The sequence below is a fragment of the Hyphomonas polymorpha PS728 genome (genome assembly GCF_000685315.1).
Lineage (GTDB): Bacteria > Pseudomonadota > Alphaproteobacteria > Caulobacterales > Hyphomonadaceae > Hyphomonas > Hyphomonas polymorpha.
Genome location: NZ_ARYM01000016.1, coordinates 1 through 14,655 on the forward strand (window position 1 = coordinate 1; position 14,655 = coordinate 14,655).

Annotated in this window: 14 protein-coding genes and 4 pseudogenes; 8 read left to right on the plus strand and 10 right to left on the minus strand. The window is 63.5% G+C overall.

Features of this window, described 5'->3' with window-relative positions; genetic code table 11:
- On the plus strand, window positions 1–392 hold a 392-nt coding region (locus HPO_RS20315), incomplete at its 5' end, for an integrase core domain-containing protein (protein ID WP_157532841.1).
- On the opposite strand, the gene HPO_RS13465 is transcribed toward HPO_RS20315, so the two are convergent.
- Both HPO_RS13465 and HPO_RS13470 read right to left on the minus strand, forming a co-directional pair.
- The gene (locus HPO_RS13465; RefSeq protein WP_051612623.1) at window positions 338–1,474 is read right to left on the minus strand and encodes a toll/interleukin-1 receptor domain-containing protein; all 1,137 of its coding nucleotides are present in this window, start codon (window positions 1,472–1,474) and stop codon (window positions 338–340) included. The two genes, HPO_RS20315 and HPO_RS13465, sit on opposite strands and share 55 nt — an antisense overlap.
- Window positions 1,475–2,665 (minus strand): annotated as a pseudogene (locus HPO_RS13470) (DUF499 domain-containing protein); the annotation flags it as partial.
- A gap of 284 nt (window positions 2,666–2,949) precedes the next feature.
- On the opposite strand from HPO_RS13470, the gene HPO_RS21105 reads away from it, so the two are divergent.
- On the plus strand, window positions 2,950–3,072 hold the full coding sequence (locus HPO_RS21105) for a hypothetical protein (protein WP_277813438.1): 123 nt from the start codon (window positions 2,950–2,952) through the stop codon (window positions 3,070–3,072).
- Window positions 3,073–3,075: 3 nt separating this feature from the next.
- Here the strand turns inward: HPO_RS21105 and trbG are convergent.
- From trbG to trbB, 5 genes and pseudogenes are all read right to left on the minus strand, one after another.
- Window positions 3,076–3,783 (minus strand): annotated as a pseudogene (gene trbG, locus HPO_RS13475) (P-type conjugative transfer protein TrbG); the annotation flags it as partial.
- A 180-nt stretch (window positions 3,784–3,963) separates the two neighbouring features.
- A pseudogene (locus tag HPO_RS20320) lies at window positions 3,964–4,765 on the minus strand (conjugal transfer protein TrbE); the annotation flags it as partial.
- 9 nt (window positions 4,766–4,774) lie between these two features.
- Window positions 4,775–5,056, minus strand: a complete 282-nt coding sequence (locus HPO_RS13485) for a VirB3 family type IV secretion system protein (RefSeq protein ID WP_035599869.1) — start codon at window positions 5,054–5,056, stop codon at window positions 4,775–4,777.
- The gene (locus HPO_RS13490; protein ID WP_035599872.1) at window positions 5,056–5,388 is read right to left on the minus strand and encodes a TrbC/VirB2 family type IV secretion system protein; all 333 of its coding nucleotides are present in this window, start codon (window positions 5,386–5,388) and stop codon (window positions 5,056–5,058) included. The genes HPO_RS13485 and HPO_RS13490 overlap by 1 nt, the downstream gene beginning before the upstream one ends.
- The gene (trbB, locus tag HPO_RS13495; RefSeq protein ID WP_035599875.1) at window positions 5,385–6,374 is read right to left on the minus strand and encodes a P-type conjugative transfer ATPase TrbB; all 990 of its coding nucleotides are present in this window, start codon (window positions 6,372–6,374) and stop codon (window positions 5,385–5,387) included. The genes HPO_RS13490 and trbB overlap by 4 nt, the downstream gene beginning before the upstream one ends.
- A 302-nt stretch (window positions 6,375–6,676) precedes the next feature.
- On the opposite strand from trbB, the gene HPO_RS13500 reads away from it, so the two are divergent.
- The 5 genes and pseudogenes from HPO_RS13500 (at window position 6,677) to HPO_RS13520 (ending at window position 9,909) form a co-directional block, all read left to right on the plus strand.
- Window positions 6,677–6,919: a helix-turn-helix transcriptional regulator gene (locus HPO_RS13500; RefSeq protein ID WP_035600045.1), complete on the plus strand. Its 243-nt coding sequence runs from the start codon at window positions 6,677–6,679 to the stop codon at window positions 6,917–6,919.
- Window positions 6,916–8,166 (plus strand): type II toxin-antitoxin system HipA family toxin, encoded by a 1,251-nt coding sequence (locus HPO_RS13505; RefSeq protein WP_035599877.1) that lies wholly within the window; start codon window positions 6,916–6,918, stop codon window positions 8,164–8,166. The genes HPO_RS13500 and HPO_RS13505 overlap by 4 nt, the downstream gene beginning before the upstream one ends.
- Before the next feature lie 146 nt (window positions 8,167–8,312).
- Window positions 8,313–8,459, plus strand: a pseudogene (locus HPO_RS21245) (P-type conjugative transfer protein TrbG); the annotation flags it as partial.
- Window positions 8,456–9,655: a TraB/TrbI/VirB10 family type IV secretion system protein gene (locus HPO_RS13515; RefSeq protein WP_035599883.1), complete on the plus strand. Its 1,200-nt coding sequence runs from the start codon at window positions 8,456–8,458 to the stop codon at window positions 9,653–9,655. The pseudogene HPO_RS21245 and the gene HPO_RS13515, both read left to right, overlap by 4 nt.
- Window positions 9,655–9,909 (plus strand): DUF2274 domain-containing protein, encoded by a 255-nt coding sequence (locus tag HPO_RS13520; RefSeq protein ID WP_011579845.1) that lies wholly within the window; start codon window positions 9,655–9,657, stop codon window positions 9,907–9,909. Before HPO_RS13515 ends, HPO_RS13520 begins: the two co-directional genes overlap by 1 nt.
- On the opposite strand, the gene HPO_RS20325 is transcribed toward HPO_RS13520, so the two are convergent.
- The gene (locus HPO_RS20325) at window positions 9,827–10,825 is read right to left on the minus strand and encodes a LysR family transcriptional regulator (RefSeq protein WP_084324325.1); all 999 of its coding nucleotides are present in this window, start codon (window positions 10,823–10,825) and stop codon (window positions 9,827–9,829) included. The two genes, HPO_RS13520 and HPO_RS20325, sit on opposite strands and share 83 nt — an antisense overlap.
- A 412-nt stretch (window positions 10,826–11,237) precedes the next feature.
- Between HPO_RS20325 and HPO_RS13535 the strand changes: the two genes are divergently transcribed.
- A complete protein-coding gene (locus tag HPO_RS13535; RefSeq protein WP_035599892.1) occupies window positions 11,238–11,510 on the plus strand; it encodes a helix-turn-helix transcriptional regulator in 273 nt (90 codons plus the stop codon).
- Here HPO_RS13535 and HPO_RS13540 read toward each other — a convergent pair.
- Both HPO_RS13540 and guaA read right to left on the minus strand, forming a co-directional pair.
- Window positions 11,488–12,744 carry a tyrosine-type recombinase/integrase gene (locus HPO_RS13540; protein WP_035599894.1) on the minus strand — a complete coding sequence of 419 codons (1,257 nt, stop codon included), beginning with the start codon at window positions 12,742–12,744 and terminating at the stop codon, window positions 11,488–11,490. The genes HPO_RS13535 and HPO_RS13540 overlap by 23 nt on opposite strands.
- Before the next feature lie 294 nt (window positions 12,745–13,038).
- Window positions 13,039–14,619 (minus strand): glutamine-hydrolyzing GMP synthase, encoded by a 1,581-nt coding sequence (gene guaA, locus HPO_RS13545; protein ID WP_035599896.1) that lies wholly within the window; start codon window positions 14,617–14,619, stop codon window positions 13,039–13,041.
- Window positions 14,620–14,655: the final 36 nt, after the last annotated feature.

Below are 14,655 nucleotides of genomic sequence, written 5' to 3' on the forward strand. Positions count from 1 at the left end.
TCCCAATGTGCTACGGCACGGAGTTCACGTCCACGGCCATCCTGGCTTGGGCGCAGGATCATGGCGTCGATTGGCACTACATCGCGCCCGGCAAGCCGACCCAGAACGGGTTTGTGGAATCCTTCAACGGCCGCATGCGCGACGAACTGCTCAACGAGAGCCTGTTTTTCAGTCTGGATCACGCCCGCCAGAAGGTCGCTGCCTGGGCGCTGGACTACAATACCCGCCGACCGCACTCGTCGATCGGCTACCTCACCCCGGAGGCCTTTGCCGCCAGTCTGACCGCAACAGGCCGATCCGCTGCGCAGTATGAAAGCTGCGCGGCTCGGCCTGTTGCTCACCCCACGCTGCGAGGCGTAACTAACCCAAGGACTCTGGTCGCCGCTGGATGAAAACTCAGAGGCACGTCAAACAGCACACGGCCCTTGAGCCGCATATGAGGGTAAGGGAAGAGGCTGGGAATTACGCTTACACCGTATTCCCAGATCTTCTTGCGGGCGACACCGCGTAGCATTGAATTGCGGCTCTGACCCTGGCGCCCCCATGAGACGCGCTTCTTGAGGCCCAGTCTTTTGTCGCCAACGTGGAAGGACAGTCCGCTTGAGAACGAATGCGCAAGAAGCCCTTGGCGGGCGCAATGCTTCTCCCATGCCTGGCGCAAGAGATTCATCATGATCGACCGGGCATCGCGGCTGTCGATCCCCGCGTCCGATGACCCGTTCTCGAGTAGATCGAGAACGTCGAAGTCACGCTCCGCGTGAAACGGCCCCACCCGCTCGAAATGTTCCGCCAGGTCCATTGGGCTGGCGAAGGTCAGGAAACCGTCGCCGAATTCCGCCATCGGGTATTCGAAGGACGCGCCGAGCTTACGCAGCAACGTCTCATTGGCACGATTGTTAGGCACCAGGTGATTGAGCTTGTCCGGTATCCTCAATATCCGGAGCCAATTGGACGTCAGGACCTCGGGAACCGCCTCGATCTCGACTGCGCGCCGACGCAGATGAGCGGACCATTCGGGCTGAATGATGCCGCCGCCAGCCTTGGGCACATGCTGCCTTTCGAGCGATTTGAGCAAGCTTGCAAGCCCCGTCGCCCATCCGCTCTCGAAGTCGACATACTGCAGGCCGCCGATGCCGAAGAGCTTTTGGAAGGCACGAATCTTCAATGGAATGATGAAGTTGGGATCCTGAAGTTGTCTCGTCAGGTCTTCCGCGATGGCGATCTCCTCGCGAACACCCCTCCTGGCGAGCGTCTCGTCGCTACAGCACAACAGCATCTTGAACGCACGAGTCTGAAGCGCTGCAGTAAGCTTGCCGCGCCATTCGTCCCCGGCATCAAGATCGAAAATGTCTGCGAAGACCTTGTAGCCGGCGGCTTCGAGCCGCGGCGCGAGCCACAACACAAACTGGTCATCACCAGGCGTCGCCTTGGAGATGAAAATCAGGTCGCGTTCAACAGGCCCGGCCCCGCTCATTTACTCGACCGCCTTGTCGATGAACCCGAGCGTATTGGCGTTTTCTACCAACGTCCGCACCTTTGCTCGGTCGAGCCCTGATGGAACTTCGGCGTCGATCTCTAGCTTCAGCTTCACCGAACTCCCCGGGATCGTTGTGAGCTGCTCGACGATCGCTTCGACAATCTGATGGATTTCGCGGGCTGGTCGTTCCGAAGAGATCATCACGCTGCCGGTGAAGCGGGTTGGCTTCCTCTCAGCAGGCGGAGCCTGGGGCGTACCGCCGTCTGGCTGTGACCCTGTAACCGGCGACTTCTCGCCTGGGCCTTGCGCACCCCCGCCACTACCAGGCTGCACCGGAGCCGGTCGATGGGCCTCGGCCACAGCAGGCTTAACAATGACACTGTCGCTGTCGATCACGACTGCCGCGTTCGCGGCGCGCTCGATGGCAAGGCCCAGATAGATGTCCGACTTCTCGTCCCATCGCTCGGCATAAGCGAAGGGCCCCGGGATCATCCCGCTTACGGAGGCCTGCACGGCCTTGATCAGAACCTCCTGGTTCTTCAGGCGTGGCAGATAGATGTAGCGATTGAGATACTCCCGCAGATCCTTGAGCGAGAGATGCGGCTTGCCGTTCCAGATGTACTTCTGGAGGTCGCGATCGAGGCGCGTCGGGCCCAGTTCCGTGAGCAACCCTTCTTCGGCCACGAGCTTCTTGCTGGCCCGCGCCAGCAGCCCGTCCTGAGCCGGGATCTTGCCCGAGACCCATTCGACATCGGCTTGTGCGCTCTCCTGCGCCGGATAGTGAAGATAGCACCATGCCTCTTTCAGGCGTGTCTTCATCGTCTCGTTTGATTCAGCCAGCTTGGCCTTGGCCAGCGCGCTGTCGCTCTGCGTCAGGTTGAGCCGCTCGGTGTCGCGGACGATCTCGCCCCAGGCGAGTGACGCTCGCACGGCGTCTTTCAGATTGTCGAGCTGGCGGGAATCCGCGGCGATGAAGACCAGCATGTTGCGATAGACGCGCGGCGTGCTGCCACGCTGCATCAGGATGTCCTTGGCTTCGACCAACGCCTCGGAACCCTCGCGGCCATTGTGCGGATGCGCGACGCCAAGCACGACTGCCCGCACGCCTCCAGCTTCGTCCGGCACTTCTGCAGACGAGGCCGGCGCCACCTGCACAGCATCGAAGTGCCCACGATCAGCGAGGCTATCCGGTCTTCGACAAGCCGTAGTGCTCTTTGTCCGCGCTCGTCTACGGCTTCAAGGCAGCCGGGATCATATCGCAAGAAGGCTCCACCCATCGCCAAAATGGTTGAGTAGAAGGAGCGTCGGCCAGCGCGCACGAGGACAGGAGCCTCTTCGAGAAGGTTCAGCTCCTCACGCGAAAAGCCGAGCGTTCGCCATTCGAGAAGCATAGTCGGTGCAGGTGGTGATCCAGGGTCAATGCACCCAAGAAGAATGTAGCGGCAGGGTCTGGTGCGATGGCTGAGTTCAACGTGGAACGGCAACGCGCCAAGGCCGTAGCGGGCGCTCAGGGATCTTGGGTGCGCTTCATCGATATGCCGAGGCTCAACGACTTCTTCGAGCGCACCGGCGCGGCCTCGAACGCGTCGACCTAGCCTATCGCCATCTGCGCCGATGACGAAGAGCGGCGGCATCTCGCCCTGAACGATCCCACGCGGGAACTCGACATAGACGCGGCGCCCGTCGTCGTAGACCGAGATTGGCCGCCACGGCGGCGTGTCGCCCGTGAGGCCGTAGCGATAGTTCCGTGCCGCAACGGCCGGGAGCACTGGCGTAGCGGGCACTGCCTGTCTCTGCGAGGCGGGCGGCTGCGGATAGGCCCAGGCGACGGCCGGCATATAAGGGCGTTCGCCCGAGCGCAGCTCGATCATGTAGATGCGACGGTCGGTGGTGATGACCAGATTGGTCGTGATATCTGGCCGTGTCGGCTTCACGAGAACATGGACGCGGCGAGTGATCCCCGAGCCGCTCTCGGTGTCGCCGATGATCCAGCGCGCTGTGTCGCCCGCAGCGATCGGGCCGGCGCCGGTCAGGCTCTCGCCTGGTTCCAGCGCGATGTTGGTTATCTGCCCGGGAGCGGCATAGACCTGATAGAGCGCGCCCTCGCTCCAGGGATAGATCTGGATCGAGTTGTAATACCCCTCGCGGCGTGGTTCGACGCGCGCGGCGGCGTTGGCATTCTCCACGCGGCCCGCCGGCGTCCCTGCGGCAGCGCCACCGCGCGCCGGTGTCCAGGCGGGCGGTGTGTGAAGCGGCCTTGGTGGCGCCTCCGTGACGGCAGCCGGCACAGGGGGAAGCGGCGGCACATCGGCGTCGTAGCTGACCTGTGGCGGCCGGTTGGTCGCGCAGCGATTGCGTGGCGAAGACGACCGACGCGTTCTTCTTGCGCAGCGTCTTCAGCCATTCGCGCAGTTGCGCCGCGAAGCCTTCATCGTCGAGCGCGAGCCAGCCTTCGTCGACGATCAGGAGCGTGGGCCGTCCATCCAGACGGTCGCCGAGGATCGCCCGCGTGGACCAGCGATAGGGAAAGGCGAGCCGGTTGAGATCGTCGAGAATCCCTGGCGTCGTCGCCGTCGGAAAGCCGTTGATCGTCAGCACGCGCAGATGGGCGGCGCCGAGCCGTGGCTCGAGGCCGCCGGTCAACGGCTCATCGGCGAGAAGCGCATCGAGGTAGATCGGCGTTTCGGGCACGCGGACGCGGTGGCGCTTCGTCGAAACGGTCGAGTGCAGGTAAGTCAGGGTCTCGGCGTCATCGAGCCACCGGCATTCCGGCATGAAGCCATCGACGAGCTGGAGGACGCGGTTTGTGCGGTCAATGAAGGCCGCGAGGGCTTCATTGGGATCGACGCCGGACTGTTGGCGACCCTCGTAGAGCCAGGTCTCCGCCCGCGCGGCGTCCTCGGCAGGCGGGAGATAGAGAAAGGTCAGGAAGTAGCTCGACTCGTAATGCGCGTCCGCTTCCTCGAAGTCGGCCTTGCGCTCCGCATCAACGAGGGCGGAGGCGGCGTCCGCGAAGCGGCTTGCCGGATAGGAGGCGGCTTCGTGACGCTGCGCTTCGACGAAGATCGCCCAGCCCGAGCCCAGACGCCGGAAGGCGTTGTTGAGGCGACTGGCGACGGCCACCAGTTCAGCGGCCACAGCTGAGTCGAGATCGGGACCACGAAAACGCGCGGTGCGCTGGAAGCTGCCATCCTTGTTGAGCACGACCCCTTCGCCGACCAGCGCCGCCCAGGGCAGGAAATCAGCGAGACGGGTCGCGGTACGGCGATATTCGGCGAGGTTCATCATGGCCACGCCTCACACCGAGAGATGGCCCGGAATGCGCAGATGCCGGCGGCCCACTTCGACAAAGAGCGGATCGCGCTTTGCTGCCCAAACGGCGGCGAAATGGCCGATCGCCCAAATGAGGAGACCAACCAGCCATAGCCGCAATCCGAGACCGACAGCGCCGGCGAGTGTGCCGTTCATGATGGCGATGCTGCGCGGTGCGCCGCCCAGCAGGATATGCTCGGTCAGCGCGCGGTGGACCGGAACCGAGAAGCCCGCGACCTCATCGGGATGTTGCAGGAGGCCCGCCATCAGACGAGCGCCCCGCCGCCGAATGAGAAGAACGACAGGAAGAAGCTGGACGCCGCGAAGGCGATCGACAGGCCGAAGACGATCTGGATGAGACGCCGAAATCCTCCGCTCGTGTCGCCGAACGCCAGCGTCAAGCCTGTGACGATGATGATGATCACCGCGATAATCTTGGCGACCGGTCCCTCGATCGACTGGAGGATGGACTGCAGCGGCGCTTCCCAGGGCATCGAGGAGCCGGATGCGTGGGCGGCGGGCGCCAGAAGAAAGCTTAGGGTCAGCGCCGTGGCGGCAGTTGCGAGGCGCTGATGGCCGCGCGCGATATGTCGGATCATGCGGGTTCTCCTATTGGGTCGGGAGGCTGGGTTGCGGGGGAAAGGCGGTAGTCGGTGTCCGTCCCGAGCCCTTCGACGCGGGCGAGTTCTGTGAGACGCCGCGCAGCGCCGCGGCCGGAGAGCACGGCCACCAGATCGATGGTCTCGGCGATCAGCGCCCGGGGGACGGTGACGACAGCTTCCTGGATGAGCTGCTCGAGGCGGCGCAGCGCGCCGAGCGCGGTGCCCGCGTGGATCGTCCCGATCCCGCCAGGATGGCCGGTGCCCCAAGCTTTCAGGAGATCGAGCGCCTCAGACCCACGCACCTCGCCGATCGGTATCCGATCCGGCCGCAGCCGCAGCGAGGAGCGCACGAGGTCGGACAGGGTCGCGACGCCGTCCTTGGTGCGCATGGCGATGATGTTCTGCGCCCGGCATTGCAGCTCGCGGGTGTCTTCGATGACGATGACGCGGTCGGTTGTCTTCGCGACCTCGGCCAGCAGGGCATTGGTCAGCGTGGTCTTGCCGGTGCTGGTTCCGCCGGCGACGAGGATGTTGGCGCGCGCTGCGACCGCCTGCCGGAGGATGACGGCCTGGTCGGCCGTCATGATGCTGGCGGCGACATAGTCGTCGAGCGTGAAGACGGCGACTGCAGGCTTGCGAATCGCGAAGACCGGAGCCGTTACGACCGGCGGCAGCAGGCCTTCGAAGCGCTCGCCGGTTTCGGGCAGTTCAGCCGAGACACGCGGCCGTCGGTCATGCACCTCGGCACCGACATGATGGGCGACGAGGCGGATGATGCGTTCGCCATCTGCGGCCGAAAGTCGTTCCCCCGTATCGGACAGGCCGTCAGAGAGCCGGTCGACCCAGAGCCGCCCATCGGGGTTGAGCATGACCTCGACGATCGCGGGGTCTTCCAGGAATCGGGCGACCGCAGGCCCCAGCGCGGTGCGCAGCATGCGTGCACCGCGTGAGGCTGCTTCCGATTGCTGATGGTTGACCGCCACGTCGTCCCCGTTCGCTTGCGGGCCCGCGCGATGCGCGGCCCTGGATCGGGGATGAGTAAGAAAGGCAGGAATTGGGGCGTTGCAACAACGCTCAGGGGGTCATCGTACTGTGGCGAAGAAAGACAGGTGATCGGCGGACCGGCGTCGAGCCGCGGCAGCATCTGAGGTTCCCGACCGGCGCGTTTTCCCGAGCGGGAATAATTCAGACCCAGGAGCTACCCCGAGGCGCAAGCTTTCCCGAGCGGGAAATTCTTATAGACATTCTTCAGAAAGCCATGATACTTTCCCGTTCGGTAAATATCATGGCCAGACGCAATCTTACCACCGCCGAGATCGGCGACATTGTCCGGACAACCCGCAAGGCCGCTGGCCTGCGGCAGGACGAGCTTGCCGGCGCAGCTGGCGTCGGCCTGCGCTTCATCGTCGATCTCGAAGCGGGCAAGCCGACCGCGCAGATCGGCAAGACACTTCAGGTCCTAGCCGCGTTGGGCTGCTCGCTCGATATCACACCGCCGCCCGATCCCAAAGGAGCGCGGAAGGGATGACGCGCACCCTCGATATCTGGTGGGACGGGCGCCTGGTGGGTCAGCTGACGCAGGACAAGCATGGTGAACTCGGCTTCGCCTATGCGCGGGCTTGGCTCGACGACGAGGCGGCGCAGCCCTTGTCAGCCTCACTGCCAAAGCGGACGGAGCCGTTCAGTCGTCGCGAGTGCCGCCCGTTTTTCGGCGGTCTCTTGCCGGAGGAAAGCCAGCGCGACGCCGCGGCTCAGGCACTCGGCGTATCGCGCGCCAATGATTTCGCTCTTCTTGATCGCCTCGGCGGCGATGTGGCGGGCGCGCTCCAGCTTCTGCCGTCCGGTGAAATACCGACCGCTCCTGCCCTCGACCAGCAGCCCACCCCGCTTGACGATGCAGGCCTGGTCCGGGTGCTGGACGCGCTGCCTGTCCGCCCACTGCTAGCGGGCGAGGAAGGCCTCCGTCTCTCTCTCGCTGGCGCGCAATCGAAGGTGCCAGTGGTTCTGGTGGAAGGCGCAGTGGCGTTGCCTGCTCCGGGCCAGCCCACGACGCATATTCTCAAGCCCCCGATATCCCGCTTCGCGGCCACGACCGAGAACGAAGCCTTCGTGATGCGCCTTGCTGCCGCCATCGGCCTCGATGTCGCGCCGGTAGAAGCGCGCATCGTTCAGGATCGAACATTTCTGCTGGTCCAGCGCTATGACCGCGTCATTGGCGACGATGGAGGGGTGCGTCGCATCCACCAGGAGGATTTCTGCCAGGCGCTCGGCGTGCCACCGGAGACCAAATATGCGAGCGAAGGCGGCCCGACCTTCAAGGATTGCTTCGCGCTGCTCCGTCGCGTCGCCGCAAGGCCCGCGGTCGATGTGCTGAAGCTTCTCGATGCAGTGATTTTCAATGTGATCGCCGGGAACGCCGACGCACATGGCAAGAATTTCTCGATCCTCTACGGCGACGAAGGTCCACGCCTCGCCCCGCTGTATGATTTGCTTGCGACCGTTGCCTATCCCGATCTATCGCCGAAATTTGCCATGAAGATCGGGAAACGGGCGACGCTTGCCGAAATCGACGCGAAGGGGTGGGCAGCATTCGCGGCGGACACAGGTCTCGGTCTGCCGCTGATACGACGACGGGTTGCGGAGATCAGCAAACGCGTCCTGGAGAAAGCAACGGCCGTCGCAGAGGACCTTTCGTGCCCTGAGTTGGACGGTACGGCCATTGAGCAGTTTGCCGACATGATCAGTGAGCGCGCTCGCCGGCTGGCTGGCGCATAGATGAATAGGACGGCGAGATGCTTGAAAGAGAAACCGTCGTCGATGATCCGCAGCAGGTGCTCGGCCTACTCGCGAAGCGAGGTTGGTTTCGCCATAGCGGCGAGGCGATGCATCACGGCTCCATCCTTCGTGAGATGGTCCAGGTCGGTGAACCGCAGATCGCCAACAGCAGGATCCACCAGAACATACTGATCGTCGACCGCCTGTTCGCCGCCGCCGAGCTCCGTCTCGGCAGTGACGAGCGCCAGCAGACGGTCCGGATCGTTCGCACCGATGGGAGGCCCGCGTCATGAGCGAGCGCGACACGCCCAACGAAGCCGACGCACAGCTGGTCGGCACACAGCCCGGCGACGCCGCTGCGCCCATGCGGCTGCGCGCCGAACCGCCCCGGGTCACCCGACTATCGCGAAAGGTGCTGGGCGGCATCAGTCTCGTCGCCGCCCTCGGGGTCGGTGGCGCGCTCATCTATGCGCTTCAGACGCGCAATATCGGTCCTGGCAGTGAGGAGCTTTACTCCACGCAAAATCGGCGAACCGCGGACGGGCTCGCCGGCCTGCCACGCGACTACACCGGTCCGGTGCTTGGGCCTCCGCTGCCCGGGGATCTGGGGCGCCCCATCCTCGATGCGCAGAACCGTGGCCAGCCCGTCACGCCGCCGATGGCAGCAGCGCCCACCGTCGATCCGGTCGAGCAACGCAGACGCGCGGAAGAAGAAGCCGCCCGAACGAGCCGCGTCTTCTTCCAGACGGAGGCGCGCGTCGCAGCTCCGATTGCGACAGTTGGCGGACCAGGCAGCCCGAGCCTCTCTGGGCTAGGTCTTCCGGGCCAGCCAGGTGCAGCGACGGCGCAGGATCGCCAGCTCGCGTTCCTAAATGCGGGCGTGGACCGCCGCACGGTCTCGCCAGATCGAGTGATGGGTCCGGCATCGCCCTATGTGCTTCAAACCGGCGCCGTCATCGCCGCGGCCCTCATCACCGGCATCCGGTCCGACCTGCCGGGCCAGATCACCGCGCAGGTCACGGAGCATGTCTACGACAGCCCGACCGGGCGCATCCTGCTCGTCCCCCAAGGCACGCGGCTGATCGGCGAGTACAGCAACGATGTCGGCTTCGGTCAGCGCCGGGTGCTGCTCGTCTGGAAGCGGCTCATCCTTCCGAATGGCCGTTCGATCGTCCTGGAACGTCAACCCGGAGCCGACGCGCAAGGCTATGCGGGTCTTCAGGATGGCGTCGACTATCACTGGTGGGATCTCGCCAAGGCTGCCGGCCTGTCGACACTGCTGTCGGTCGGCGCCGAACTCGCCGTTGACGATCAGGATCGGCTGCTCCGGGCGATCCGCAACGGCGGACAGGACACCATCAACGACGCAGGCCAGCAGATCATCCGTCGGCAACTCAATGTCGCGCCGACCCTCACGATCAGACCGGGGTTCCCTGTGCGCGTCATCGTCACCCGCGACCTCGTGCTCGAACCTTATGGAGGGTTGTGATGACCAAGCTGAAGCTCGGCCCGATCATCGACGACAAGCCGGTCAAGGTGACGATTGAACTCCCTGCGCCGCTGCATCGGGACCTCGTCGCCTACGCCGCAGCACTCGGCCGCGAACAAGGCCAGACCATCGGCGACCCGACGAAGCTGATTGTGCCCATGCTCGAGCGCTTCATTGCAACCGATCGGGGGTTCGCCCGCGCGCGCCGCGATGGCAGTCAACGTGCAGCACGCGCCGATGCTCAGGGCGCATGAGCCGTTGCCGGGCGAACCAAGCGTCATCTCGCTCCGAGAAAGACTTTGCCAGCGCCAGCAGGCGCTCGAGGTTCCGATGGAGCGCCCCTCGCGGGTGGACAGCACCATAGCGGAGAACAGCATCCTCGATCAGGCGAAAAGCAATGCCTGGCAGACCCTGACGGACATGCGCGCTGCCTGCGATGGTGACGCCGTCCCCATGCGCGACGATCTGCATCAGAGATTCCCGAGTGACGGACAATTGCTCGATCTGGAGGTCTCCGGGCGAAGTTTGGAGGTTTCGCATCAGGTAACCCTTCGCGAAATCGCCGGTCGGTAAATCAGTCACCACAAAGTGCCGATCACGCAGGTCATCCCACCGGAGCGCCTTCTGATCGGCGAGTGGGTCGCCGTCCGGCAATGCCGCGTACACGGGCTCGGCCCACAAATGCGTCACGTCAAAGCCCTTCCCGGGCGATGCTTCGGCGACGACACCGACATCAAGCTGCCCCCGCCGCACGGCCGCGATAAGTTCGGGACAGCTGCCCTCGCTGAACCGCAACTTGACCCCCGGGCGGTCACCCCGAAAGGCCCCGAAGAGCTCAGACAGAAAGCCCATGGTCAGAGGCCCGAACACGCCGATCCGAAGATGCCGTCCTCTGTTCGCCACCGTTCTTGCTCCGTCGAGCGCCGATCCGATCTGGCGAGCCCCAGGGGCGGCCTGATTCAGGAATTGTTTGCCGATGTCCGTCAGGTCGACGCCGGCAGGATGACGGCGGAACAGCTGTGCGCCGATCTCATCCTCGACATCCCGGATGCGGCGGCTGATCGCCGACTGCTCGACGCCGAGATCTTGTGCCGCGCGCCGGAAGCTGCCGCTTTCCGCGGCGGCGATGATGTAGCGCACATGGCGCAGCTCGATCTTCGATCTCGGCACGATGGTTCCCCATGATGCAAAGGTCTTTGCAAACGTAGCCCCGTCAGCCCCCGAGAACTGTTCCGATCAGATTATGGGTCTTCTCCGCCTCCTCGCTACCGCCGCCCACGAAATCCTTAAGTGTCACACATTCGACTGTTGCTACGTCGCTAGCGGACTTCCGGATCGCATCTCGCCGGTGCAAGCAGTAAATGGTGCGTGATCTGAACAGCGCAATTACGGCGCGGAACGCGTGCGGCGAGTCGTGCAGATTCTGTGGGCTGACGGATGTCCGGCCGCGCTGTCAGGACTGAAAATGACCCGCCGATTTCTACGCCAGAGCCCGAAATTGCCGCACGCCACTCGGGAGGGACTTCCGGCATCGGCACCTATCGTTCTCAATCGCCAGCGACAGCCGCTAAGGAGATTGGGTATGGGTCAGAGCGAGCCTTTGGAGATCAGGAAGACCATCCGGCGGCACCAACTGCGCGAGATGGTGCCCCTGGCCGACAGCACAATCTACGAGATGGAGCAGCGCGGCGAATTCCCACGCCGCTTCGCGCTGTCGCCGCGCTGCATCGTCTGGGACCTCGCCGAGGTCCACGCCTGGTTGCTGGCGCGGCGCGCGAAGCCGATCCCTCGCGCACAGCATCCCGACGTCACCAAGCGCAAGTCCCGCCCGGTCAAAGGGCAGGATCGAGCGTGATAGACGGCATGACTGTCGGCAGCAGCGTCGGAACATACTTCCGCCCCTCGACCCAGGCATCGACGGTATCGGCCCATTCCTGCATCATGTGGCGACGCTGAACCTCGTATTCGGCCTTGTTGTAGACGCCGCGTGATGAACGCCCGTCCTCGTGCGCCAGGCACTTTTCGATCCAGTCGCGGTTGAAGCCCAGCTCATTGAGCAGCGTCGAGCCCGTGCGGCGCAGGTCATGCACGGTGAACGGCTCCAGCGGCAGCCCCTCCTTCTTGGCCTGTTCGACGACAGCGTAAGTGACCCGGTTGAAGGTCGCCCGCGACATCGGCGCATCCGCATCGTAGCGGGAAGGCAGCAGATACCGGGAGTTACCGGCGCAGGTCTTGAGCGCGATCATGATGTCGAGGGTCTGCCGGCACAGGTAGACATTGTGCGGCTTCGATCGCTTCATGCGCTCCTTCGGGATCGTCCAGACAGCGTTTTCGAAATCGACTTCATCCCAGACCGCGTCCTGTAGTTCGCTCTTCCGGACCATGGTGAGGAGGTAGAGCTTCATGCCGAGCCGGATCGTCGGCAGCGTCGCGACATGCTCGAGTTGCTTGAGCATGATGCGGATCTCGGTCGGCGAAAGCGCCCGGTCCTTGGGCGTGAACGTGGCAATCGAAGCCGGGCCAACGTCATCGGCCGGGTTCGCGACCTTCTCGCCGTGGAGGATGGCGAAGGCGTAGATCTGCTTCAGGATATCCCGCACATGGATGGCCGTCGCGGGCGCGCCCCGTTCCACGATCTTGGCGCAGTGGGCGCGCAGGTCATCAGGCGTGATTTCGGTCAGCAAACGGTTCTGCCAGACCGGCTTGAGTTCACGCTCGAATATGGCGCGGCGCATGGCGCGCGTGCTGTCCGCCATGGGCGCGCCCGTCAGCCACTTCTCGCCGAACTCGCCGAAGCTCTTGGCCTCCTTGATCCGGCGCTTCTCCCGTTGCTTCTCGATGGCGGGGGACCGCCCCTCGGCAATCATGCGTTTCGCGTCCAGGCACAATTCCCGCGCCCGGGCGAGCGAGATCCCATCTCGGGCGTACTTGCCGAGATGGACGGTCTCCCGCCTGCCGTTCAGCCGATAGTCGAGCCTGAACGAGATGCCGCCTGTCGGCGCGACACGCACATACATGCCGTCACGATCGGTCACCTTGTACATTTTGGCTTTTGGTTTCAGGCACTTGAGTGCCGCATCCGTCAACATTCTGGGCCTCCTCGCGGAAAAGTACCGTCACGCGGTTTTTGGAGGCTTTTGACGGGAATATCTGTTTATGATCAGCATATTAGGCTGAAAAAAGTACCGTCATTAGCCTCAGTCGCCATGACGGTACTTTCGATTTTCCGGATGATCAACGGGGGCAGGGTCCGTCAGCGGGCACGACAGACGCGTTTGATGCCCACCGATAGCTATCGATAGGTCTCGGCTGAAATATTTTTGTTTTTCAAGTGGTTACGTCGTATTCTGGCGTAGTTTCGGATACCCTCGGATGGGCAAAAATTATTCCCACTCGATTGTGCCAGGTGGTTTGGATGTCACATCATAGACAACCCGGTTGACGCCCTTCACCTCGTTGATGATCCGTGTGGCGACCTTCCCGAGGAAGGCATGCTCAAAGGGATAATAGTCCGCCGTCATACCATCAGTAGACGTTACCGCGCGCAGGGCGAGGACAGCCTCATAGGTGCGCTCGTCTCCCATGACGCCGACGGTGTTGACGGGAAGCAGCACGCTGAACGCCTGCCAGATTTCGTCATAAAGGCCCGCCTTGCGGATCTCGTCGATATAGATGGCATCTGCCTTGCGGAGGGTGTCAGCCTTCTCGCGGGTGATGGCGCCGGGAATACGGATGGCAAGGCCTGGACCAGGGAAAGGATGGCGGCCCACGAAGGCTTCGGGCAGGCCGAGTTCACGGCCCAGAGCGCGCACTTCATCCTTGAAGAGTTCGCGCAGCGGCTCGACCAGCTTCATCTTCATGCGTGCGGGCAGGCCGCCAACATTGTGATGGCTCTTGATGGTGACGGAGGGGCCGCCGATGGCAGAGACGCTTTCAATGACATCCGGATACAGAGTGCCTTGGGCAAGGAAATCAGCGCCGCCGATCTTGCTGGCTTCGGCATCGAATACATCAATGAACAGACCGCCGATGATCTTGCGCTTTTTCTCCGGGTCCGTCACGCCGGCGAGCTGGCCCAGGAAGAGTTCCGAAGCGTCCACATGTACGAGCGGAATATTGTAATGCTCACGGAAGAGGCTGACGACCTGCTCGCTTTCGCCGGCGCGCATCAGTCCGTGGTCGACATAAACACAGGTAAGCTGATCACCGATTGCTTCGTGGATTAATACGGCGGCTACGGATGAGTCCACGCCGCCGGAAAGGCCGCAGATCACCCTGCCCTTGCCGACCTGAGCGCGGATCTTTTCGATGGCTTCTGCGCGGTAGGCCGCCATTGTCCAGTCGCCCTTGAGGCCAGCAACGCCATGTGTGAAGTTGCGCAGGAGGCGCGCGCCATGGGTGGTGTGGACGACTTCGGGGTGGAACTGGGTGCCGTAGAATTTCCGCTCCGGATCAGCGATGACAGCATAAGGCGCGCCGGGCGACCGGGCGATGACACCAAAACCGGGCGCCATGTCTGCCACATGGTCACCATGGCTCATCCAGACCTGCTCGGAATTGCCGCCCTCAAACAGCCCCTCGAGGATCGGATCGTCCTCTACCGGCTCGATAAAGGCGCGGCCAAATTCGCGGCTGGTGCCGCTTTCCACGCGTCCGCCGAGTTGGTGCATCATCACCTGCTGGCCATAGCAGATGCCGAGGATGGGCAGGCCGCTGTCGAATATGGCCTGATCAGCAAGGGGCGCGTTTTGCCATGTGACGCTGGCCGGGCCGCCCGAGAGAATGATGGCCTGTGGGTGATACGCCTTCAGGAAAGCGCCATCGACCTTGTTGAAAGGATGGATCTCGCAATAGACGCCGCTTTCGCGGAGGCGGCGGGCGATCAATTGGGTCACCTGACTGCCGAAATCGACGATCAGGACGCGCTCATGGGAATTGGGGGCGGAATCGGCTTGCTGTGTCATGGCCTCTATTAGCGGGGCTTTCGCTGCTGCGAAAGG